Origin of the sequence: Mycobacteroides sp. PCS013 (assembly GCF_049532645.1) — a bacterium.
Classification (GTDB): Bacteria; Actinomycetota; Actinomycetes; order Mycobacteriales; family Mycobacteriaceae; genus Mycobacterium; species Mycobacterium gwanakae.
Map to the genome: position 1 here is coordinate 4,285,209 of NZ_CP150131.1, position 20,547 is coordinate 4,305,755.

20 protein-coding genes are annotated in these 20,547 nt (G+C 60.3%); 9 read left to right on the top strand and 11 right to left on the bottom strand.

The annotated features are described in order from the left end of the window. Positions 1-669: 669 nt before the first annotated feature. Positions 670-1,332, bottom strand: coding sequence for a pyridoxamine 5'-phosphate oxidase family protein (locus RHO23_RS21325; protein ID WP_081346356.1), 663 nt, complete (start codon positions 1,330-1,332; stop codon positions 670-672). An 83-nt stretch (positions 1,333-1,415) separates the two neighbouring features. Between RHO23_RS21325 and RHO23_RS21330 the strand changes: the two genes are divergently transcribed. Genes RHO23_RS21330 through RHO23_RS21340 form a run of 3 tightly spaced genes read left to right on the top strand, consistent with a single transcriptional unit; the run spans position 1,416 to position 5,136 of the window. Continuing rightward, entirely contained in the window at positions 1,416-3,740 is a 2,325-nt protein-coding gene (locus RHO23_RS21330) for a nitric-oxide reductase large subunit (protein ID WP_064407484.1), read from the top strand. After that, the gene (locus RHO23_RS21335; protein ID WP_081346357.1) at positions 3,737-4,363 is read left to right on the top strand and encodes a hypothetical protein; all 627 of its coding nucleotides are present in this window, start codon (positions 3,737-3,739) and stop codon (positions 4,361-4,363) included. Before RHO23_RS21330 ends, RHO23_RS21335 begins: the two co-directional genes overlap by 4 nt. Continuing rightward, the gene (locus tag RHO23_RS21340; RefSeq protein WP_064410088.1) at positions 4,360-5,136 is read left to right on the top strand and encodes a slipin family protein; all 777 of its coding nucleotides are present in this window, start codon (positions 4,360-4,362) and stop codon (positions 5,134-5,136) included. Before RHO23_RS21335 ends, RHO23_RS21340 begins: the two co-directional genes overlap by 4 nt. A gap of 141 nt (positions 5,137-5,277) precedes the next feature. Here RHO23_RS21340 and RHO23_RS21345 read toward each other — a convergent pair whose 3' ends face one another. Then, a complete protein-coding gene (locus tag RHO23_RS21345) occupies positions 5,278-5,880 on the bottom strand; it encodes a DUF2249 domain-containing protein (protein WP_423488301.1) in 603 nt (200 codons plus the stop codon). Between the two features lie 649 nt (positions 5,881-6,529). Here RHO23_RS21345 and RHO23_RS21350 point away from each other — a divergent pair. The 4 genes from RHO23_RS21350 (at position 6,530) to RHO23_RS21365 (ending at position 8,773) form a co-directional block, all read left to right on the top strand. Next, positions 6,530-7,204 carry a helix-turn-helix transcriptional regulator gene (locus RHO23_RS21350; protein ID WP_064407486.1) on the top strand — a complete coding sequence of 225 codons (675 nt, stop codon included), beginning with the start codon at positions 6,530-6,532 and terminating at the stop codon, positions 7,202-7,204. A gap of 38 nt (positions 7,205-7,242) precedes the next feature. Then, the gene (locus tag RHO23_RS21355; protein ID WP_064407487.1) at positions 7,243-7,635 is read left to right on the top strand and encodes a hypothetical protein; all 393 of its coding nucleotides are present in this window, start codon (positions 7,243-7,245) and stop codon (positions 7,633-7,635) included. A gap of 452 nt (positions 7,636-8,087) precedes the next feature. Beyond that, positions 8,088-8,549, top strand: a complete 462-nt coding sequence (locus tag RHO23_RS21360) for a hemerythrin domain-containing protein (protein ID WP_064410089.1) — start codon at positions 8,088-8,090, stop codon at positions 8,547-8,549. Between the two features lie 32 nt (positions 8,550-8,581). Beyond that, positions 8,582-8,773 (top strand): ferredoxin, encoded by a 192-nt coding sequence (locus RHO23_RS21365; protein WP_074329334.1) that lies wholly within the window; start codon positions 8,582-8,584, stop codon positions 8,771-8,773. A gap of 95 nt (positions 8,774-8,868) precedes the next feature. Here RHO23_RS21365 and RHO23_RS21370 read toward each other — a convergent pair whose 3' ends face one another. The 4 genes from RHO23_RS21370 to RHO23_RS21385 all read right to left on the bottom strand — a co-directional run bounded on the left by RHO23_RS21370 (position 8,869) and on the right by RHO23_RS21385 (position 11,588). Next, a complete protein-coding gene (locus RHO23_RS21370; protein WP_131822681.1) occupies positions 8,869-9,231 on the bottom strand; it encodes a group III truncated hemoglobin in 363 nt (120 codons plus the stop codon). A gap of 439 nt (positions 9,232-9,670) precedes the next feature. Then, positions 9,671-10,156 carry a hemerythrin domain-containing protein gene (locus RHO23_RS21375; protein ID WP_423488300.1) on the bottom strand — a complete coding sequence of 162 codons (486 nt, stop codon included), beginning with the start codon at positions 10,154-10,156 and terminating at the stop codon, positions 9,671-9,673. After that, a complete protein-coding gene (locus RHO23_RS21380; protein ID WP_082822336.1) occupies positions 10,153-11,076 on the bottom strand; it encodes a Rieske 2Fe-2S domain-containing protein in 924 nt (307 codons plus the stop codon). The genes RHO23_RS21375 and RHO23_RS21380 overlap by 4 nt, the downstream gene beginning before the upstream one ends. A 227-nt stretch (positions 11,077-11,303) precedes the next feature. Beyond that, positions 11,304-11,588 carry a hypothetical protein gene (locus RHO23_RS21385; RefSeq protein WP_131822636.1) on the bottom strand — a complete coding sequence of 95 codons (285 nt, stop codon included), beginning with the start codon at positions 11,586-11,588 and terminating at the stop codon, positions 11,304-11,306. Between the two features lie 107 nt (positions 11,589-11,695). On the opposite strand from RHO23_RS21385, the gene RHO23_RS21390 reads away from it, so the two are divergent. Continuing rightward, positions 11,696-13,000: an aminotransferase class I/II-fold pyridoxal phosphate-dependent enzyme gene (locus tag RHO23_RS21390; protein ID WP_064407489.1), complete on the top strand. Its 1,305-nt coding sequence runs from the start codon at positions 11,696-11,698 to the stop codon at positions 12,998-13,000. Here the strand turns inward: RHO23_RS21390 and RHO23_RS21395 are convergent. The 5 genes from RHO23_RS21395 to RHO23_RS21415 form a co-directional block, all read right to left on the bottom strand. Then, a complete protein-coding gene (locus tag RHO23_RS21395) occupies positions 12,963-13,628 on the bottom strand; it encodes a sirohydrochlorin chelatase (protein WP_070915867.1) in 666 nt (221 codons plus the stop codon). The genes RHO23_RS21390 and RHO23_RS21395 overlap by 38 nt on opposite strands. Continuing rightward, complete coding sequence (locus RHO23_RS21400) at positions 13,621-14,775, bottom strand: uroporphyrinogen-III synthase (RefSeq protein WP_415384577.1); 1,155 nt, start codon at positions 14,773-14,775, stop codon at positions 13,621-13,623. Before RHO23_RS21400 ends, RHO23_RS21395 begins: the two co-directional genes overlap by 8 nt. Beyond that, the gene (gene nirD, locus RHO23_RS21405) at positions 14,765-15,118 is read right to left on the bottom strand and encodes a nitrite reductase small subunit NirD (protein ID WP_030096951.1); all 354 of its coding nucleotides are present in this window, start codon (positions 15,116-15,118) and stop codon (positions 14,765-14,767) included. The genes RHO23_RS21400 and nirD overlap by 11 nt, the downstream gene beginning before the upstream one ends. Positions 15,119-15,317: 199 nt before the next feature. Beyond that, positions 15,318-17,819, bottom strand: coding sequence for a nitrite reductase large subunit NirB (gene nirB / locus RHO23_RS21410; protein WP_423488302.1), 2,502 nt, complete (start codon positions 17,817-17,819; stop codon positions 15,318-15,320). Between the two features lie 1,556 nt (positions 17,820-19,375). After that, complete coding sequence (locus RHO23_RS21415) at positions 19,376-19,735, bottom strand: hypothetical protein (protein ID WP_064407493.1); 360 nt, start codon at positions 19,733-19,735, stop codon at positions 19,376-19,378. A 199-nt stretch (positions 19,736-19,934) separates the two neighbouring features. Here RHO23_RS21415 and RHO23_RS21420 point away from each other — a divergent pair, with 199 nt between their 5' ends. Further along, on the top strand, positions 19,935-20,450 hold the full coding sequence (locus RHO23_RS21420) for a MarR family winged helix-turn-helix transcriptional regulator (RefSeq protein ID WP_081346322.1): 516 nt from the start codon (positions 19,935-19,937) through the stop codon (positions 20,448-20,450). Positions 20,451-20,547: the final 97 nt, after the last annotated feature.

Below are 20,547 nucleotides of genomic sequence, written 5' to 3' on the forward strand. Positions count from 1 at the left end.
ACCCGAATTCTGGCGATGGCGCGCTAGTTGCACCAACGCACGCCTGACCGGCCGTCTGTTCACTGCTGCCCGCTTCCCGCAAAATTCATGGTTCAACTCGAGCTCCTCGCAAGCTTCGAGGTCTTGAACCGAAGCGCTGCCGTGCCGAAAGCATCCGAATATCCAAATCTGGCCTGTGGTCTCACGATGCAGAGCCGGGGGCAGCCTAACATTCATTGTCATAGGACAAAAACTGGAGGTGTACTACCTCGTCGCATTTGGCTACATCGTGAGGTAACGCCCGGACACGTCACGCGCCAATGCTCACGGGCGTCATAGGCGATCCCAGCACTCGACGCTGATCTGCCAAACTCGTTGAACCTCCGGCGTCAGCGGCGAGCAGGGGCTACTGTCGGCGCGGCGACGAAGTAGACCTCGGGGGGTAGTCGCAGATGCCGTATGGCCTGTCTGGCCGTTCTTTGCCGCGAACCTCATACCGAGGATTCCTCCGACCGTGACGGCTCCAGGAGGGACCACTAGAGCGACCTGCACCTGGAGCCATAGCGGCACTCGGGGCATAGTGTGCACGCCATTCTTGTCGCTCAGCCTGCGAACGCCGAGTGCCTACTTCCTGTGCAATCACGATGCCGTCGTCGCGGAGTCAATGTGCCCGTACTTATTCGGAGATGTTCAGCGTTCGCCCGGAGGATGTATGCGAGTGCCCGTGACGATCTCGGCGGCTATTGAAATGAAAGAGCATTTCGGCGCATTGATCCAGGGCCCCATCCGTTCCTCGTACCGGGCGATCAGTGCCGGATCGGTTACCGGGCTCGCCAAGCCGGTCACCACTACACTCCAACCACATCGGTGCTCGGAGCTGATGTGGTCAGTTTCGTAGGCGACCACGACGGAAGTCGGGCGCCTGAGATGACTTTGCGTACCCTCAAACGAAGGTAGCCGGGTATGGACGACGATTAGACCGTCATCGACGATGTGATTGACCACCCGGATCGACGGCAACGCATCTTGACTGCATGCCATGCGACCGAAGCCTTCCATGGCCAGTAGCTCCCATGCTTGTCGCGCATCTAACGCTGTGTGCCGCGGCTCACCTGACGCGTCTACTCCCCGAACGCTCATCGCCGCGCCTCCTCGGATAGCCAAACAGACTGTCCCGCTGTATGCACGGGCGCGCACAGCGGTCCGCGACCCAACACATCGCAGGCCACAACTGTTGCCTGGTACACAACGGACCGCACTCTTCCAGTAAACCCTCTCATCGCTCAAAGGGCTAGAGGAAGGGCATGTGAACATACGCCAATTATCGGCCGGGCCAGATGTGAGCAGCGTCATGGTTGAGTTTTTACAACATTGATTGGATAATTTGGCCCACTACCCATCCGCGCTCTCACCAAGCCCGAGGAGCACACTGGCACATGGCAATCGGATCAGCAGCATCAGAACTCACAACGCGCTCAGCCCGCGCGCCGTTGATCGGCAGGGGCTGGGCCCAGGGCGTGGCTTTGGTGATGATCTTTGGATTTTTCGTGATGGGCATTCTTGTGTATCGCACCTACACCGCATCAATGCCGTTGCCGGCCAGCGTGGTCGACGAGTCAGGAAAGGTGATGTTCACCGATACGCAGATTACCCACGGCCAGGAGATTTATCAGGCGCGCGGGCTGATGGAGTACGGCTCGGTGCTCGGACACGGCGCCTGGCTCGGCCCGGACTACACCGCGGAGTATCTGCGTCGATCCGCGGAGGACGCCACCGCGCAGTGGCGAGCACAAGGGGTAGCCGACCCGAAGCAAAAAGTGGTGACCGAATTTCGTGCCAACCGCTATAACCCTGAGACCAAGACGTTGGTCTTCACTGACAAGCAGGCCGTCGCGTTTGATCATATCCAGGGGTATTACGCGGATTACTTTGGTCAGGATTCGACCAAGTACGGGCTACTTCCGCATATGATCACCAGCAAGGCCGATATCCATGACCTCACAGCGTTTTTCGCGTGGACGGCGTGGGCTGCGGCCGCAGAGCGGCCTGGGCACAGCTACAGCTACACCAACAATTGGCCGGGCGAGCCGCGGGTGGACAACGGCCCAACTGCTCCGATCGTGGTGTGGTCGGTGTTGTCGCTGATCCTGTTGCTGGGCGGTACCGGGATCATGTTCGCCGTATACGGGCGCTGGAGCCAGAAGATCGGGTGGCAAAGCGCTGAGGCATCTACTTTATCGTTCCGTCAGCCCGGCGAGGTCGGCCTGACCGCATCGCAACGCGCCGTGACCTGGATTTTCGGGATTGTTTCGGTGCTGTTTTTGGCGCAGACACTGATGGGGGGCGCCGCTGAACACTATCGTGCCGACCTATCGGCGTTTTATGGGCTCGACTTGGCGAAGGTGCTGCCCTACAACCTTGCTCGTACCTGGCACGTGCAGCTTTCACTGTTTTGGACGGCGGCGGCGTTCCTGGCAGGCGGAATCTTCTTGTTGCCCTTCATCAGTCGCCGCGAACCACGCCGGCAGAGCTGGCTGGTCTACGGCCTGCTCAGCGCACTGGTGCTGGTGGTCGGCGGTTCCCTGATCTCCGAGGCACTCTCGATCTACGGGGTGATCCCCGAGGGCGGCCTTTTTTCCCAGCAGTGGTCATTTCTTGACCTTCCGCGGTTCTGGCAAATCCTACTGACCATTGGCCTCTTTTTCTGGATCGTGATCATCTGGCGGGGTATCCGATCGCGTCTCAAAAACGATTCGAAAATGAATCTGCCGTGGATGTTCTTCTTTACCGGGCTGGCGATCCCCGCCTTCTACGCGGTAGGTCTGCTAGCTGGCCAAGACACTCATTTCTCGGTCGCCGATTTCTGGCGGTTCTGGGTGGTACACCTATGGGTCGAGGACTTCCTGGAGCTGTTCACCACCGTGATGGTCGCCTACATCTTCGTACTACTCGGTGTGGTGCGCGAACGCATCGCGCTCGGCGTGATTTTCCTCGATATCATCTTGTACTCTTCGGGCGGCGTGATCGGCACGATGCACCACCTGTATTTCTCTGGAACGCCCGTCGAGCACATGGCACTAGGCGCGTTCTTCTCGGCAGCCGAAGTGATCCCATTGACCTTCCTGACCGTCGAAGCATGGGCTTTCCTTCAGCTCGGCTCGCGGCAACAAAGCCACGCCACCCCATTCCCTCACCGCTGGGCAGTGATGTTCCTCGTCGCGGTCGGATTCTGGAACTTCCTGGGCGCCGGCATCTTCGGGTTCTTGATCAACCTGCCGATAGTGTCCTACTACGAGATCGGCACCGCCCTGACCGCCAATCATGCCCACGCCTCCATGATGGGTGTGTACGGCATGCTCGCCGTCGGGCTGGCGATGTTCGCCTTCCGCTATGTGATCCCCGCCGAGAAATGGCCCGAAAAGTGGGCTCGACTTTCGTTCTGGTGCTTGAACATCGGCCTGGCCTGGATGGTTTTTGCCACACTGCTGCCTCTCGGAGTTTTGCAGCTGTATCACTCAGTCAGTTCCGGCTATTTCGAAGCGCGTTCACTGGGTTACATCACCCAGCCGGGCAATGCACTGATCGAATGGCTACGTCTGCCCGGTGACCTGATCTTCATCCTCGGCGGTGTGCTGCCGTTCGTCTGGGTCGCCTGGATTGCGATACGCAATATCCGTCGCGCACCGGCAGCCGACGAGCTGCTCGAACATCCGCTCTACCTCGAAGTCGACCGGCCCCCAGTGCAGCAGGGGCAGCGGTGACGGGCGCTACGACTGCAGCATGGCTGGTTGCCGCGTACGCCCTTGCATTGGTGGCTGCCGCCTGGTCTCTCGACGTGACGGCGCGGCGCGTTTCGGAGCGCGCCGCGCAATGGCGCACCGGTCAATTTCGCTACCACGCCGACCACGACGCGTGGGTGTGCCCGCAGGATCATTGGTTGTGGCCCAGTTCCTTCGATCCTCAACATCGGGTCACTCGTTATCGAGCCAAACCCAGTGTGTGTAACAGCTGTCCGGTCAAATCGACCTGCACCACCTCAGAGCACGGTCGCGAGGTCAGCCGCGAAATTGACCCGTGGCCGCATTCGGAGGCCGGTCGCTTCCATCGTGGTATTGCGTGCTGCGTGGCAGCACTAGGAGCCGTTCTACCCGTAGTGATGCTTATCCGATTACATTCTGTCGCCGATATTCTTGTGTTAAGTTGCGCCGTCGCGATTGTAGTGGTTACCACACTTCCCTTGGTCCGCCATTTGTGGAACAGCCCGTCCAACGCTCCGGGTCATCTTCAGCCCCGCACCGCTACGCAAGACCGCACAGCGATCGCACAGGACCGCTACAAGACCCGATGGGGCACCCGACCGGCAGGACAGGACAGGACATCATGAATGCCGCTCTGATTGCGCTGGTCGCGGCGCTCATTGCGCTACTGGCGCTAGCACTGATCTCGCTGTCGGTGGTGCGTGAATACGAGCGCGGCGTGGTGTTTCGGATGGGGCACGCCCGCCCTCTATATCGGCCGGGGCTGCGGTTCTTAACTCCATTGGTAGACAAGATGATCCGGGTCGATCAACGTCTGGTGACATTGACCATCCCTCCACAGGAAGTGATCACCCGCGACAATGTGCCCGCACGGGTGAACGCGGTGGTGATGTTCCAGGTGGTAGATCCGCTCAAAGCGATCCTGGCTGTCGAAAACTACGCGGTAGCGACCTCGCAGATTGCCCAAACCTCGCTGCGCTCTCTGCTGGGACGTGCCGACCTGGACACCTTGCTGGCCCACCGGGAAGACCTCAACAGCGACCTGCGCGCCACCATCGAATCTCAAACCAAGCCATGGGGCATCGAAGTCCAGGTCGTGGAAATCAAAGACGTCGAAATCCCCGAATCCATGCAACGCGCCATGGCTCGAGAAGCAGAAGCTGAGCGCGAGCGCCGCGCCAAAGTCATCAACGCCCGCGGTGAACTACAAGCTTCCGACGAGCTGCGCCAAGCGGCCGAGACTCTCTCCAAAAACCCTGCATCGCTCCAGTTACGTTATCTGCAAACCCTCTTAGAGTTAGGCGCAGACCAAAATTCAACAGTTGTGTTTCCACTACCCGTGGACATACTCACCCCCTTCCTTCAGCAGGCAACCAAATCCCCTCGAAGCACCCTCTAGGTTCAGATCCACTGCGTTGCAGGCGTGTTGATCAAGGACTGCACACTATAAGCCCAACTACACACCTGCCTGTCTAGACACAATTCTCATCACCCCATCCTGCGTTAAGCCGGCCCGATTCCATTGACGTCTTGCGCCGCATCAAGTTGTCCTGACGGTGGGGGTCAGTGCAAGGATTTCTCTCTTCTGATGAACGGTGAGGTAGCGCAGCCCGTCTGGGCCAGCGGAAAATCCTCGCCGAGAGCGTCGAGGCAGCCACAGCAAGAAACCCGGGTAAAGCTCGATCGCGCCTACTTCTGTGGTGAGCTGACCAGTACCCCACAGTACGTAGATCAATACGTCAACATCAGCACCCGTATGCGAATCGATCCCACTATTTGGAGCCAAGGTGATCACGTTGGAGTCCAGATCACGTTCACGGACTTCCAGTTTCCAAGACACTCCCGCAGCGTCGGAATCGACTGGGGTGCCCACGATATCCGTGATATTCGTTAGAACTCGAGGCGGCGGCGTCTCGGCCAGCTTACGAATCCTGATACGCCAGGCCGCCGGGCCTTTCTCGACATACTCCCATCCATAACCACCCGCGAAATCAACGTCAAACTCCTCGCGCAGATGCTTGGGATCGTGATTGTTGACAAGGACAAACGCCCCACCTACAGGCAGATCGGCATAGACACGGAAGATCGCCGGATGCTTCTCAGGCTTGGGCAACGGCCGCACATCAAGTTCTGCACCTGACATGACTGATCACCTCCCTTTCGTTGTTTAAACAACGATCATTGTATAAATAGAGCATAGCGTGCGGCGCTACGATCTGAAAGCCCTCGCCCGACAGCGCCATAAGGTGATTCATTCTGAATGCGTAGCCACTCAAAGAGTTTCACGACACCTACGCCTGGATGCCGACCGCCTATCGAAGTAAACTGGTAGGCGAAACGCCAGTGGTGTTGAACCACTTACCCTAAAGAACTCAAATGCGGTCGACCCACGCGCTGCTGGAGCGGTAACCAACCTTCCGTGGCCAGCGCATCATGTAGAGGTGTATAGACCAACACGGTCAGGCGATGGGCTGGCGTTTGATCGAATGCGCAACACAGCGGTCCCATCGTTGACGGCGCCCGGGACAACCCCTCTGCTGGTTTCGCCAGCCCCGGTCACGTGCACACCTACAGGCACCAGGGCCATCGCCAAGCATCTACGTAACCTCGTTTCTACAACATAATTCGGGTAAACTCTGCGCTGTGACGTACGCATCGGCCGATCTTGTGCCCACGTCGCAGGTTGCATGTCGTACGGAGGAATGCTCAGTGGACTGGATTCACGAAGCTAACTCGCGACATCTTGATGTCCGCCCGGCTGTCACCCAACGTCGACAGGATTTGAGGCAGCTATGAGTGCGGGCACGAATGCCGGTGAAGCAACTAGCGGTCGCCGCCGTGATGTACTGAGGGTGCTGAGGGCGGCGCCGGGCCCGATGAGCATTGTGGCGATCGCTGAAGTTCTTGATGTACATCCGAATACGGTTCGTTTTCATTTGGAAAGACTGGTCAGCGACGGCACCGTAGAGCATATCGAGCCTGACCGTAGAGGGCCGGGACGCCCCCCGTTGATGTTCCGTGCTATACCCCAGATGGACCGCGGTGGGCGGCGGCATTACCAGCTATTGGCCGAAATCTTGGCGGTAACTGTTGCTTCCGGGCGCCAGCCCAGCGTCAAGGCGCAAGCTGCGGGTTACTCGTGGGGACTGCAGCTTAAAACCGGTGCGCGGGCCGGCAGGAAAGGAAGCATCAACGCATCGATCAGTCTGTTGGTCGACATGCTCGATGAGTTTGGCTTTGCCCCAGAACGCCGCGGATCAGGTGCGCAGCATCAAATTGGCTTGCGTCACTGCCCCTTTCTGGAGCTGGCCGAGGCCCGACGCGACATCGTCTGTCCTATTCATCTAGGGCTGATGCAGGGGATTTTGGAAGGCCAGGGAGCATCAATCACGGTCGACAAATTGGACGCATTTGTCGAGCCGGGTCTGTGCTTGGCCCACCTGGCCAAGCAAGGACACTCTCAGTGAGCGCCCTTGCCACCGCCGCAACTTTCCTGTGGTTAGGGATGGTGCTGGCTATTTCGTTTCTGGAGACGCCGCTAAAGTTCCGAGCACCGAACGTGACACCGCAGATCGGCCTGGAGATCGGAAGACTTGTCTTTCGAGCGCTCAACCTCGTCGAGATTGTTCTTGCCATCGGCATCGCCTGCGCTGTGTTCCGTGTACGTGATACGTTGCCCCCCAACGCCATAGTGGCATATGTGGCCGTATTCGCGGCACTCTCGGTGCAGATGGTGGTGGTACGTCCGATTCTGAGCAGGCGTTCGAATCAAGTTCTGGCCGGCGTCAATAGGGCGCGTTCGCGCGGCCATTACGCTTACGTGGTCCTAGAAGTAGTCAAAGTGATCGCGCTGGCGGTGTCCGGAACCGCTCTGCTGCTGCACGGCGCAGGGTACTGAGCCCTCACCGACCGAACTGGTGAATGTCGCCGTCGGCGGACATGAGCCTAGGTATGCCCACGTCAGCACGTTCACGGCATCTCTACCTACATGACTTCCAGATAGTGGTAACCAAGCTCACAACATCAAGACCTGCAGCAGTGACGCGGATACGTCATGGACACCGCGCCCTCCGATTGCCGGAGGGGCCGATCGATCGGCGTGGTCTTGGAGTTCCCGCAGAGCTGGCAGCGCATTTTTCTAGCCAATTAGGGCCCGACGGACTACAGTTTAGACAATTCATTTTGTATAAATCTCGTGTCGAGGAGGGCGATATTGCGCAGCAAGGCAAGCTCGTGGCAGCCAATGTCGGGCGGTAGCTCAAGTGCAGAGGATCTCCGAGAGTCCGCGGCACTGTGCGCGGTCTCGGCAGCTGAGGCGACTGCGTGATTGACTGGGAATTTTCTAGCGAGATGGCTCGGGAACACCACGAAATCGACAGGCGGATAGGGGATTTCATCGATGGCCTCGATTCGGGATGTGTCCAGCACGCGATGTTGGTGGAAGCGCTGGAGATATTGCGTCGGCATATTTACATCGAAGAGGTCTTCGTGTTTCCTCCACTTCGAGCTGGTGGAGCTGTGATGCCGATCTTCGTCATGATGCGAGAGCACGGACAGCTATGGCACACGATGGACGCCCTAGTCGACCTGCTTGACCGCGGCAAAAGCCCTGCCGCACTGAGAAACATCTGCTTGCAGCTGCTGGATCAACTGCATCGGCACAACTCTAAGGAGGAAGCGATTATCTATCCCACCGCCGAAACCGTCTTGCCGCTGCATCTGGGCGCGGAGATAGACCGGTTCGCGGGGCACGGTCAAGTCCCCGCCGGATGGGTCTGTCAGCACGCTCGACAATGGATTATCCGAACCTAATGGTTCGCGTCGAATCTGAAGGGAAGTCATTCATGCGCGTCGTAGTCGACCGTGATCGCTGTGAAGGCAATGCCTTCTGCGTGAACATCGCTCCAGCAGTATTTCGCATAGATGCAGACGAATATGCGGTGGTCACCGCGTGCCCCGTGCCCACTGAGCAGATAGCCGCCGTTGAACAGGCTATCCATGAGTGCCCCCGAGCGGCATTACATCGGGAAGACTGAGCCATCCGGGCGCAGGGACCTACCGGTACGCCACCTGACCAGAACGGTGCAGATACGGAATTGCGATTAGGACGCCAGCCCCACCTGTTAGCGTTTCAGTGATCGCGCATAGCGTGGAATGATTGCAGCAAGTCTTCCAATATGGGCGATTGTGTGCCGATGATTCTTTTGTGCATCGTGCACGCTATTTGCGTAGCTACCTTTTTGGCGTGATGCGCCACAGCTCCAGTAAATTTACTGTCGATAGTCGCTATCCACAAGCCGATCCAATGCTCGAAGTGTTCAGACTTCAGTGGGTATAGTGCGTGCAAGTGCAGGTGTGCGTACAGAGGGTCTTGCCGATACTCTTGGGTGCCGAACAGTGCTGTATCCCAAAAGTCGCACATTTTTGGAATATATCGTTCGAGCTCGCCGAATCGCAGTTCTAAAAAATAAGGGAATAAAGCTTCGTCACTCAAAGCGCGCGTATAGAAAGAATTTACTAAAACGTAAATGTCGTCACGGTCTGCTATTTCTCGCCGAGGTTGAGGAACGGGGGAAACATTTTCGGGCTGATTCAACATGTCAGCGTTACGTAAGCGGTCTTACGCCCTATCGTCGGCTTCGTGGTGGGTCTGTTCCGGACATCACGAGCAGCGTCCACGTCTCTCACTGCCGATAGCTGCTTGACAGACTTTACCGTGCATTCTCTAAGGTCACCGTTGCCGCTCTTAGTGACAATGACATGATAATCCTGTGCTTTGAGCTGATCCAGAACTGTCTGGGCATCGGCTGGCGAAGATGGTTCAGCCTGAGCGGGCGGTGCTGCGGCAAGGGCCACTACAGCCGAAACAGTGGCTAAAGCAATCCGACTGAATGGATGTGTCTTCACGGTGGCTGCCATTTCTTCCCGCGTTTTTAGAATGTTCGCAGGGTGTTTGTTCGGGTTTTGACGCGGAGTTTGTGTAGGGGTGAGGTGCGGAGTTTGTGCATACGGGTGCTCATTTTTTGACCGAGGTCGTCGAGTTCGGTGGTGGTGAGGTTGACCGGTGCTGGCGGGGGGATTAGGTCGCGTTCTTCTTCATCGGCGTGAGCTTCGAGGACCTGTAGGAAGCTGTCCCATTCGGCTTGATAGTGAGGGGATTTGGGGTGGGTGCGTAGTGCGACGGCGAGTTGGTCGTAGATTTGTCGGTGTTCGGCGTGTGCGATGGCGATCAGGGTGCTGGCTGCGGCCATGGCTGGGTAGTAGATGTCGTCCTCGATGCGCATGTGTATGTCGAACTCGCGCAGGAGCTCCTCGGTGCAGCGTTGACGCTGTGGCGAGCCGACGGGTGCGTGGCGCATGCTGAGGCCTAATTGGCGTAGCAGGCTGTGGTGTTCGCGCAGCACGTCGTAGGCGTTCACGGGGTTTGCCTTTCGTGGGTTTGGTCGCTTCTGTTGTGAGACGGAGGCGAGATCGCTGGTTGGTGCTGTTCACTAATTTTTTTTTCCGACCCGGTGCGTTGAGACACAGCCCCTGCGGGGCCGGGGCGATCGCAAGTCGGTTCGGATGCGTTCTCGAGTGCCGCAGATTCAGTGGAATCTGCCTGTGGGGTTGTTTGTGTGCATACTTCGATGTATCCATTGTTGATCCGCGTTTGGTAGCAGGGCAGCGGCGTCGATGCTGGTCCACGCACCACACATCCGGTGCTGGTGTCGAATTGTGATCCGTGCCAAGGGCATACGATTCTGCCGCGATCTATCCATCCGTCGGCCATGGGGGCGGCCAGGTGCGGGCAGTATTGGCCGACTGCGATGACCGATTGGTCGTCGCGGCCCAGCACGATCCCGAACCCGTCGGCTTCAACATGACGTAGTGCTCCGTCGGGCAGCATGTGCTCGGGCAGCACGGGCGTCCAGGTCCGAGCCGGCGGCTGGGGGCCTGACATGTCGGTGCCGATCCCAGAAGCAAAGACCAGATGCCCGCCGAGGTAACCGCTGCCCAGCGAGATGGTGTATCCGATCGTGCTCAATGCGATGCCACGCAGACGGTGACCGCGCCGGCGCGATTGCCATGAGAACCCGTACAGTGCAGTAGCTGTCATGTTCAGCAGCCCATGCACCAGACCGATACGCCGATCCTGCTCATGGGTGTGTTGCCAATCGGTGATCCCTGTCGCGGCCGCCCCGACGTTCGCGGCGATCCCCACCCCCAACGTGTAGGTGGCCAGCCGGTGCGCACCCGGGGTGCGCCGACCAGTGACCGCTTCACCGACCGCCAGGGCATCTAAAGCCATCGTTGCGGCCAGCACACCGGAAGCCAGCGATGCCAGCGGCGGATGCACAGGATGACCCAACCACACCCCATGAAGAGCGTTGGTTACCCGGTTACGGGCACCACCAAAAGCGTTGTAACCAAAGCTCAGAACGTTTTCCAGCCGATAACTAGGCCGGTCCAGCCACTCCTGACGCCCAACAAACTCCAACACCAACCGCCCCCAACCACGGGAGCCCTGAACTTGTCCGAACTGCTGCGGGCGGGGTTGTATTGATCTCTGCTCTAATGCGCTCATTAGGATGCCATGTCCCAACCCGAGCTGTAGTGGCCTGGGCCGCCAGGGATCTGCGGATTAGAACCCCACGGCACCATCGGATTGGTTCCGTACGGGAGCCACGGGTTGGTGCCCCCTTCCACGCAGTACATCGCGTCACTACAGCTCCCCGGCTCGTCGCTAAAAGCAGTGGAGTCCATAGGAGTGCCGCCGCCGAGCAATTCGCTGCCCACAAGAACGACAGCTGCCGCCGCGCCAGTAATAGCGATCCGCGCTACACCGCGGATCTGACTCAGATGATCCATCTAGCCGTCTCCTACCATTCTCAAGTTGTTCACCTACGAAGTTAACATCTTTTGTCCTAGGACAAAAGATGAGTAGGGTCACAGCTCTTTGTGGATAGGCTTGGGCCGTGACATCGATCTCCGGGACGACCGCTAGTGCGATCGCGAGCAGCATTCGGGATTTGGTGCTGCGCGGGGATTTCGCCCCCGGGCATGTTTTGCCGCCGATACGTGCGCTGGCCAGCGAGCTGGGGGTTAATCGCAACACGGTTGCCGCCGCATATCAACAGCTGGTGACAGCAGGGGTAGCACAAGCCCGCGGCCGGCTGGGCACGGCCATTGCTTCGGTACCTGAACTGGATGCTGAACATCTTCATGAACCCGGTCTCATTGACCTAGCCAGCGGTAACCCGGACCCCGATCTGTTGCCAGATCTGCAGCAGGCGATCTCTGAAATGCCTTACCGGGCACCTCTATACGGAGCCTCGGCAATCACCGAAAATTTGATGGCAGTGGCGGAATCAATATTTGCTAGCGATGTCGGCGACGGTTCCGCTATCGCTGTCACGCACGGCGCCGTGGATGCAGTGGAACGCGTGCTCAACAGCAGCCTTACTCGTGGAGACGCGGTAGCGGTCGAGGACCCTTGTTTCCTGGCCAGCATCGGAACAATTCGCCTCAACGGCTACCGGCGTGCACCGGTTCCGCTCGACGAGTACGGGATGACCCCAGCAGGTCTGCACCAAGCCATCAATAGCGACGGCGCGCGCGCGGTGATCATCACGCCCCGAGCGCACAACCCCACCGGAGTTAGCGTCAGTGCCGAACGCGCCAAAGAATTGCGTTCAGTGCTGGCCAACCACCCGGAAGTACTGGTGATCGAGGATGACTACTTTTCTGCCGTATCGTCAGCGCCATATTTTCGAGTCACCCCGGCCTCAACCAATCACTGGGCATTAGTCAGGTCCGTTGCCAAATTTCTGGGGCCGGATCTGCGGCTTGCCGTCGTGGCCAGTAACACCCAGACCGCCCAGCTTTTAACGGCGAGGCTGCGCGGAGGCAAGACATGGGTCAGTCACCTACAGCAGGAGGCAGCCGCCTACCTACTCACAGACCGCCCGACGCTGAAGACGCTCTCTCGTGCGCGGAAATTGTATGCTGAGCGCATCGTTGTTCTCTCTAATGCTCTTGCTGCACAAGGCATCGCTGCTTTCGGGGCGCCGGATGGTCTGAATTTATGGATCGATCTACCAGGGGCTGACGACGTCGACAGGATCGTCGCCCACCTAGCTCAAGCTCGGTGGGCCGTGCAATCAAGTCAACTATTCGCCGCAGACCCTTACCGTCCCCGCCATGGTATCCGGGTTACGTCCGCTACGGTTGATCGGCGCACGGCTACCGACTTTGCCGCCCAGTTATCAAGCGTGCTATGAGATCCGCAATAGCGGGGTGTGCGCCCAGCGGTTGCGCCACGCCGTCGGCACCGCACTCTGCCAGGCGCTGCTGAAACAGACCTTGCGCCAATAGATATGACGCGATGAAAACGCGCCGACCGGTCGCACGCGCTGCTGCGACCATGTCGGGCACCCGCGGTTCGCCTGTGGCGACATAGCCCACCCTGACGGGGCCGGTGTGATGCGCCAGCATGTTCGCCGCGGTGTGCACCTCATGGCGAGCCCGGGGATCGGAAGACCCTGCCGCCGCGAGCACCACCGCATCGCCATGACGCCACCCGGCCTCGCGCAGCCGCTCGGCCATTACGCTGGCCAGCACCGGATCGGGCCCCAATGTTTGGGTCACCGCGACGTTGGGATGTCCACTGAGCTCGACATGCTGCGGAATATCCTGGTGCACATGGTATCCCGAGGCCAAGAAGGCCGGAAGCAATACCGCGGGTCCGTCAATGGTGGATAACACTTCCGACGGGGTAGGACCCAGCACATCGACGAAGGCGGTGCGCACCGAACCGACACGCCGCGATACCGCCTCGGCAAGCGCGGCGATGTTCTCAACACCGGCTGCCGAACGGGTGCCATGGGCCACCAGTACGTGCTCAGCCATGGCATTCCCCAATCGTGGTCGGATCGATCGCCAGCCGGTAACCGCGCTTGACCACTGTTTGAATCACTTTCGGCGCGCCGAGCGCAGACCGCAGGCGCGTCATTGCCGTCTCCACCGCATGGGTGTCGTCTCCGCCTCCGGGCAGGACACCCAACAGATCTTCGCGCGACACCACCTGACCGGGACGCACCATCAGCCGTTTCATCAACGCCATTCCCGCCGGAGAGATCTGCCGTGTCTCACCATCGACGGCAATCCCGCAGCTGCGTACACTCACAACATGCCCACCGGCGTGGAAACGCGGTGCACGCCTAGGCAATTCATCAGCAACGTGCCGGGCCAACGCACCCAGCCGCGCGCGTTCGGGTTGCGTTGTCTGCACACCCAACACTTCCAGCGGCGCCGCGGTCACCGGGCCGACACACAGCGGCGCCACCCTGCCCCGCAGCGCGGACAGCAGCTCATCCAATCGTCCTGTTGCCTTGGCGCGACCAAGCATTGATGCCACCGCGGGGGCGCTTGTGAAACTGATCCCGTCCAGCTCGGCATTGATGGCCATGGAGATCATGCGGTCCATCGGCCGCTGGTCCTCCGGTGGTTCCCAGCGGTATACCGGCACCCGAATCACCTGCGCGCCAGCGATTGTCAGCGCTTCACAGAGATCGGCGATGGGCTCCCACTCGGTGGCAGCACCATGAAGCTGCACGGCGATACGCCGGCCCTCGACGCCCTCTTCCAGGAGCCTATCCAGCACCTCCGCTGACGACTCGGACGCGGGTGACCACTCTTCACGCAGACCCGCTTGGCGAATCGCCCCAGTGGCTTTGGGCCCGCGGGCGACCAAACGCCCGGACTCCAACGCCGACTTGAGACTTTGCGCCACACCCCATTCGTCAGCGGCTTCGATCCAGCCACGGAATCCGATTCCGGTGGTGGCCACCGTGACGTCGGGCGGGTCTGCGATGACGAGCTCGGTGGCCTCACGCAACTCGGCGTCATCCGCGAGCGGGATGATCCGGATGGCCGCGGCGTACACCACTGCAGCACCCCGGCGTTCCAGGAGCGCGATCAGTTCCTCCGACCGGCGCGCAGCAGTGACACCGATGGTGAATCCGTCGAGCCGACGCTCTTGTTCGTTACGCGGCAACCGCGTTCCGGTGTCGGCTCCTGAGCATTCCGATTTCGACATTTCCATTGCTCACCCGCACCTCGAAGACTGGCAACCGGCGCGACGCATCATCGAGGCAACGCCCGTCTATTAGCGAGAAGACCTGCTTAAGCAGCGGCGAAGCCACCGTCGGCTCACCGCCACGGTCACCGGTCAAACCGCGCGACATGACGGCGGCATGACCGTATGGATCGATGTTACCGACCGCGTACAGCTCTCCATTGGACAGCAGAAACAGTGCGGCCTGCACATCATCCGGAAGGAGCACCGCAGCACCCCGGCCCGGGGTGAGCGAGTCCACCGCACACACCGTCGACCACACGTACTGGTACCGCCTCACGCTGCTACAGCGATTCTCCTGTGACACCGGCACGGGTGCCTCCCTTCATCATTTGTCGGCCACGTATGTGTCCGTTGACTTTTCCTGTTCAGGCAACCACTAGTTGTGGCGCCGGACGTTCTCGATCGTCTCGGCGCCGTTGCCAAGACTGTGAAGTGCTTCTAGTCGCAGGGCCGGGACGTTACGACGGTGCCCGCAATCCCGGGGTGCCGAGCAGCACCGGCACCTTGCGCGGACCGCTGTCGTCGAATGCGATGGTGGAGTCGAGCTCTTCGGGCGCATTCACGAACGACACGAATCGGCGCAGCTTGTCCTCGTCGGCCAGGACGGCCGCCCATTCGTCGGAGTAGCCCTCAACGTGACGGGCCATGGCGGCTTCCAGCTCATCGGCGATACCAAGCGAGTCCTCGCATACCACGGCCCGGATGTGATCCAGGCCGCCCTCGATCGCTTCCTGCCACGGCGCCGTGCGCTGCAGCCGGTCCGCGGTGCGGATGTAGAACATCAGGTATCGGTCGATGTACTTGATGAGCGTCTCGGAATCCAGGTCGCCGGCGAGCAGTTTGGCGTGCACAGGAGTGGCGCCACCATTGCCACCCACATACAGGTTCCAGCCGTTCTCGGTGGCAATGACACCGACGTCCTTGCCCCGGGCCTCGGCGCATTCGCGGGCACATCCGGACACGCCCATCTTGAGCTTGTGCGGGGAACGCAGCCCGCGATAACGCAATTCGAGTTCGACGGCCATGCCCACCGAATCCTGAACCCCGTACCGGCACCACGTCGAACCCACGCAACTCTTCACGGTGCGCAGGGACTTGCCGTAGGCCTGCCCGGATTCCATGCCGGCGTCGATGAGTCGCTTCCAGATCAGCGGGAGCTGTTCGACCCGGGCACCGAACAGATCGATGCGCTGACCACCGGTGATCTTGGTGTACAGCCCGAATTCCTTGGCTACTTCGCCGATGACGATGAGCTTCTCCGGTGTCACTTCCCCACCTGGGAGCCGCGGCACCACTGAATAGGTGCCGTTCTTCTGCATATTGGCCAGGAAGTGGTCATTGGTGTCTTGCAGCGCGGCCTGCTCCCCTTCCAGGATGTGATCGCTCGACGTCGAGGCCAGGATGGATGCGACGGTGGGCTTGCAGATGTCGCAGCCGGTTCCGGTGCCGTGCTTGGCAATCAGCTCCGAGAATGTCCGGATGCCGGTCACCTGCACCACTTGGAACAGCTCGGCACGCGACTGCGTGAAATGCTCGCACAGCGCCTTGGACTGCTCGACACCCTGAGCGGCCAGGATCTGCTTGAGCATGGGAATGCAGCTACCGCAGGATGTTCCGGCGCAGGTGGCCGCCTTGAGAGCGGGCACATCGGTGGCGCCCTCACAGATGGCACTGCAGATCGCACCCTTGGTGACCGCGTTGCACGAGCAGATCTGCGCGTCATCAGGCAGTGCGCCGACGCCGATCTCCGCACCTGAGGGCGCGATCAGTGCGGCCGGGTCTGCCGGCAGTTCCCGGCCCAGCATGGGCCGCAGGGTGCCGTAGGCGCTGGCATCTCCGACGAGGATGCCGCCCAACAGGGTTCGCGCATCGTCGGAGACCACAAGCTTGGCGTAGGTGCCCTTGGTGGCGTCATTGAAGACGACCTCCAGGGCACCGTCGGAGGTACCGTGGGCATCGCCGAAGCTGGCGACATCCACCCCGAGCAACTTGAGCTTGGTGGACAGATCGGCGCCCGGAAACTCGGAGGTGCCGCCGAGTAGCCGGTCCGCGACAATCTCGGCGGTCGTGTACCCGGGCGCTACGAGCCCATAGCAGCGGCCCTCGATGGCGGCTACTTCACCGATCGCATAGATGTGCAGATCGCTTGTCTGGCAACCGGCATCGGTGAAGATACCTCCGCGTTCAGCCAACTCCAGCCCACACTCCCGCGCCAGCTCGTCGCGCGGCCGGATACCCGCGGAAAAAACCAATACCGACGCATCGATCGAGGATCCGTCGGACAGCTGCACAGAGAGCGTCCCGTCGGGCGCCGTCTCAATGGACTTCGTGGAGACGCTGGTGTGCACCGTCAACCCGAGCTCGGTCACCAGCCTCGTGAGCAGCGCACCACCACCCTCGTCGACCTGCAGATGCATGAGACGGGGATTGAGCTCCACCACATGCGGGGCCAACCCCATGAGGCGCAACGCATTCGCGGCTTCCAAACCGAGCAGCCCACCGCCGATGACGACACCCGCAGCACCGGGCGACTTGTCAGCGGTCGCCTTGATGGCATCCAGATCATCCATGGTGCGGTAGACGAAGCAGCCTTCGGCGTCGCCACCGGGCACCGGGGGCACAAATGGGTATGAGCCGGTGGCCATCACGAGCGCGTCATACTCCAGCACGGTGCCCGCCTCGGTGGTGACCGTCTGCCCCGCCCGGTCGATGCCGACCACCCGGTCGCCGAGATGAAGAGTCACCATGGGGTCATCGGTATAGCTGTTTCCGGTGAGCGCCAGCGAGTCCCGGTCCCAGCTCTCGATGTACGAGGACAGTGCCACGCGGTCGTACGCGGCGTCTGCTTCCTCGCCGAGGACGGTGACCTGCCACTGATCGGTGGCGTCACGCTCGCGGAGCACCTGGACAAATCGGTGGCCGACCATTCCATGGCCGATGACGACGACTTTCTTGTTCATGACTTTCACACCACCACTTCATTTTTGGAGCTGGAGATCGGAAGTCTGCGAGATCCGGGCGCGTCACGGCTTTGTCACACGATGCAAACGGCGATGTTCGGAGCTGAATTTCACCGCGTAGAAAGATCTATGCGGACGAGGAACGGGGCAGGATATAAGTGTCGAATATCTTGTCGTTCAGTTACTCTCACCGAACATCGACGCTCCGATGTACCGCCGAACTGGCGACCCTAACAGCAATACTCTTAATCGGCCTGTTCTGCAACCGCTGTTGATCTACAGCCGTCGACACAGACCGTGCCGGTCCAAAAATCATCGACTGCGGACATCTAATGGACGAGGTCATCAGCCCTCGCCACTGCGGCACCGCCGTGCGCGCATCCGCAGCGGCCACGACCACACCCGGCAAAGCGGAACGCTTACCAGAAACCGATGTCGGCCAATCTCGCCGCTCAGATCCCGGCCACGCCACATCAGTGGGCATCGAATTCATGAATCCATCCTCAAACAGAACTATGCGTTAGCGCAACTATTGCGGTGTGCGTGATTGCTCACACCGGCACCTCCACGACGTGGGTAAGTAGAAGACGTGCCGGATGCCGCACCCATTGCGCCACAGTGCAGGTCCAAATCTTTCTGCGCGTGACAAGCACACTTCACCGGCGAGCCGCTTGCGGCAAACGCTCTTGCTGGACAGTCCATCGGCGCCCACCCGACCTGCGATGCCCCCGCTGGCATAGCGCTGCTGCGATAACGAGGGATTGCGCGACGGTCGCTACTTCACCATCGTGTGCGCTGGATGCTCGACTTGATACTGGTTTTCACACGCGCCCACAGCATTGATGAGCACGCACGGGTCTGCACCTTCAGATGCGCTGCTATCGGATTGGCAATTACCGTAGACGTTGACCGATTCGCACTGCGCGAGCGGATGCCAGACTGTCGGGACACCGAGGGACGCCAGATGTATAACCCCCATGAATGCGCAGGTAAAGACTACTGCGCCGATACCGTGCCCTACAGCTGGCCTCGCTGAGGAAGTCTGGTGCGAGCGTTTGGCGCAGTGGCTGGCGTTGTCACACCGACGGGAGTGCGCATGTGTACGGACCATACGCACTCGGCGGCGACGCACATCGACTGCCACTGCCCTGACGTATTCGTTGTTGCCCAACGGTATCGGCCTCCTAGCAACCCAGTGCGCGAACTAACGCAATAATTGCGTCTACGCACACAAATATACGACGACGAGGCCGACGGTCAAGGATTAGGCGCGCCACAGTTCAGTTCGACACGGTGGTCGGCTCGGTGGATTTTCCTGTCTGACAATATATTTGAGCAGCGTTAGCGCACGATGGCGAGCCGAATGGGCCGGACACAAGGTGCGCGCCGCGACTTGCGCCGCCGCAAGGGTGGAACCCAGTCGGGCCCCTCTGATCTTCGGCGGCAACAGACGAGGCGCTCTGCGCTAGCGGCACTTGCGCGGTAGCGATCACCTCCAGCGCGCCTGGCGCCCGCGCGTTAGCAAAGGCCGCGGCCTCATCACGCCCCGAGGCCCGTTATACCTCGTCGTTGTCCAAGGTCAAGGCTGTGCCACTTTGGTCGTGAATGCACTTGGCTCCCACGTCCTCGCATTCCATGCCGGTACCGCTACTAGGCGGTGGCGGCATGACATTGTTCGAGTCACGATCGTAGGGTCCGCTGACGTCGGAGTCGGGATTGTCGTTACCGGAGTTATCGGCGGGCACCGCCCCAAGACGCCCTTGCAGCGATGCGGTTGCCCCGTCGCCGGACATCGGTCCGAAAGCCAGGTTCACACTCGAAATCGCCGATGCGCCCGGACCTATCCCCAGCACACAGACCATCAACGCCACAGGCGCCGCCACGCCCGTGATCCCCTCTCGTACCGTGTATTTCATGCTCGTTCACCTCATGACCCAGCGCCGGGTCACGGTGATCGAGGATCTCCAGACAACAACGGAACCCGCCGCGCCGCTCTGGCAGCGACACACATCACCACATCAACCTGGTGCATTATCGCAATAATTGCGCTTATGCAAGCAATACGATGCCGACGTTGCTTGTACGCAATGGTTGCGCTATAACAGTTAAGCGACAATGATGGCGGTCATGAGTTCAGTGCGAAGCAGCACCGGCACTCGGCGGGTGTCCGAAGCGCAAATCGATGTCGTGATGGAGGCCTGTCGCGCGTTGGTCGGTATTGCCGCGGCATCGGTGGCTGAGGTCGATGATCACGTCACGCTGCCGCAGCTTCGGGTGTTAATCATGATTTCAACGCAAGGCCCCCTGAATATCGCGGCGATCGCCGCCGGGCTCAAGGTCAATCCGTCCAATGCCAGTCGGGCCTGTGACCGCCTGGTGCGTGCTGGACTGCTGGACCGCCAGGAGTCCCCGGCGGATCGACGTAACTCGACGTTAAGCCTGACCGATCGCGGCACTGAGATTGTGCAGGCCATCACCGACCGGCGCCGCGAGGCCATTGAGCAGGCCCTGCGAGCGATCGACCCGGCCCAGCGCAACCATGTGGTGTCGGCGTTCGAGCACTTCACCGAGGCCGCGGGAGAATCCGCCGAACATCTGCAGTTCACCGTGCTCTGGCCGGGCAACGCCTAAGCCCCCCGGCGCTCGGTGTGTCGCTTGCGGTCCGGTCGCGCGCTAAACATGAGTTGCTGCGCAGATTCTTTCCGAACTGGCAGACCGCAGCGCTGCG

Bases quoted from the DNA above. Each gene is read 5' to 3' on its own strand.
- RHO23_RS21360 (WP_064410089.1), top strand. From the start codon at position 8,088: ATGGCTCGGGAACACCACGAAATCGACAGGCGGATAGGGGATTTCATC.
- RHO23_RS21420 (WP_081346322.1), top strand. From the start codon at position 19,935: ATGATGGCGGTCATGAGTTCAGTGCGAAGCAGCACCGGCACTCGGCGG.
- RHO23_RS21365 (WP_074329334.1), top strand. From the start codon at position 8,582: ATGCGCGTCGTAGTCGACCGTGATCGCTGTGAAGGCAATGCCTTCTGC.
- RHO23_RS21415 (WP_064407493.1), bottom strand. From the start codon at position 19,735: ATGAAATACACGGTACGAGAGGGGATCACGGGCGTGGCGGCGCCTGTG.
- RHO23_RS21340 (WP_064410088.1), top strand. From the start codon at position 4,360: ATGAATGCCGCTCTGATTGCGCTGGTCGCGGCGCTCATTGCGCTACTG.
- RHO23_RS21355 (WP_064407487.1), top strand. From the start codon at position 7,243: ATGGTGCTGGCTATTTCGTTTCTGGAGACGCCGCTAAAGTTCCGAGCA.
- RHO23_RS21395 (WP_070915867.1), bottom strand. From the start codon at position 13,628: ATGGCTGAGCACGTACTGGTGGCCCATGGCACCCGTTCGGCAGCCGGT.
- RHO23_RS21330 (WP_064407484.1), top strand. From the start codon at position 1,416: ATGGCAATCGGATCAGCAGCATCAGAACTCACAACGCGCTCAGCCCGC.
- RHO23_RS21385 (WP_131822636.1), bottom strand. From the start codon at position 11,588: ATGGATCATCTGAGTCAGATCCGCGGTGTAGCGCGGATCGCTATTACT.
- RHO23_RS21345 (WP_423488301.1), bottom strand. From the start codon at position 5,880: ATGTCAGGTGCAGAACTTGATGTGCGGCCGTTGCCCAAGCCTGAGAAG.
- RHO23_RS21350 (WP_064407486.1), top strand. From the start codon at position 6,530: ATGAGTGCGGGCACGAATGCCGGTGAAGCAACTAGCGGTCGCCGCCGT.
- RHO23_RS21325 (WP_081346356.1), bottom strand. From the start codon at position 1,332: ATGACGCTGCTCACATCTGGCCCGGCCGATAATTGGCGTATGTTCACA.
- nirB (WP_423488302.1), bottom strand. From the start codon at position 17,819: ATGAACAAGAAAGTCGTCGTCATCGGCCATGGAATGGTCGGCCACCGA.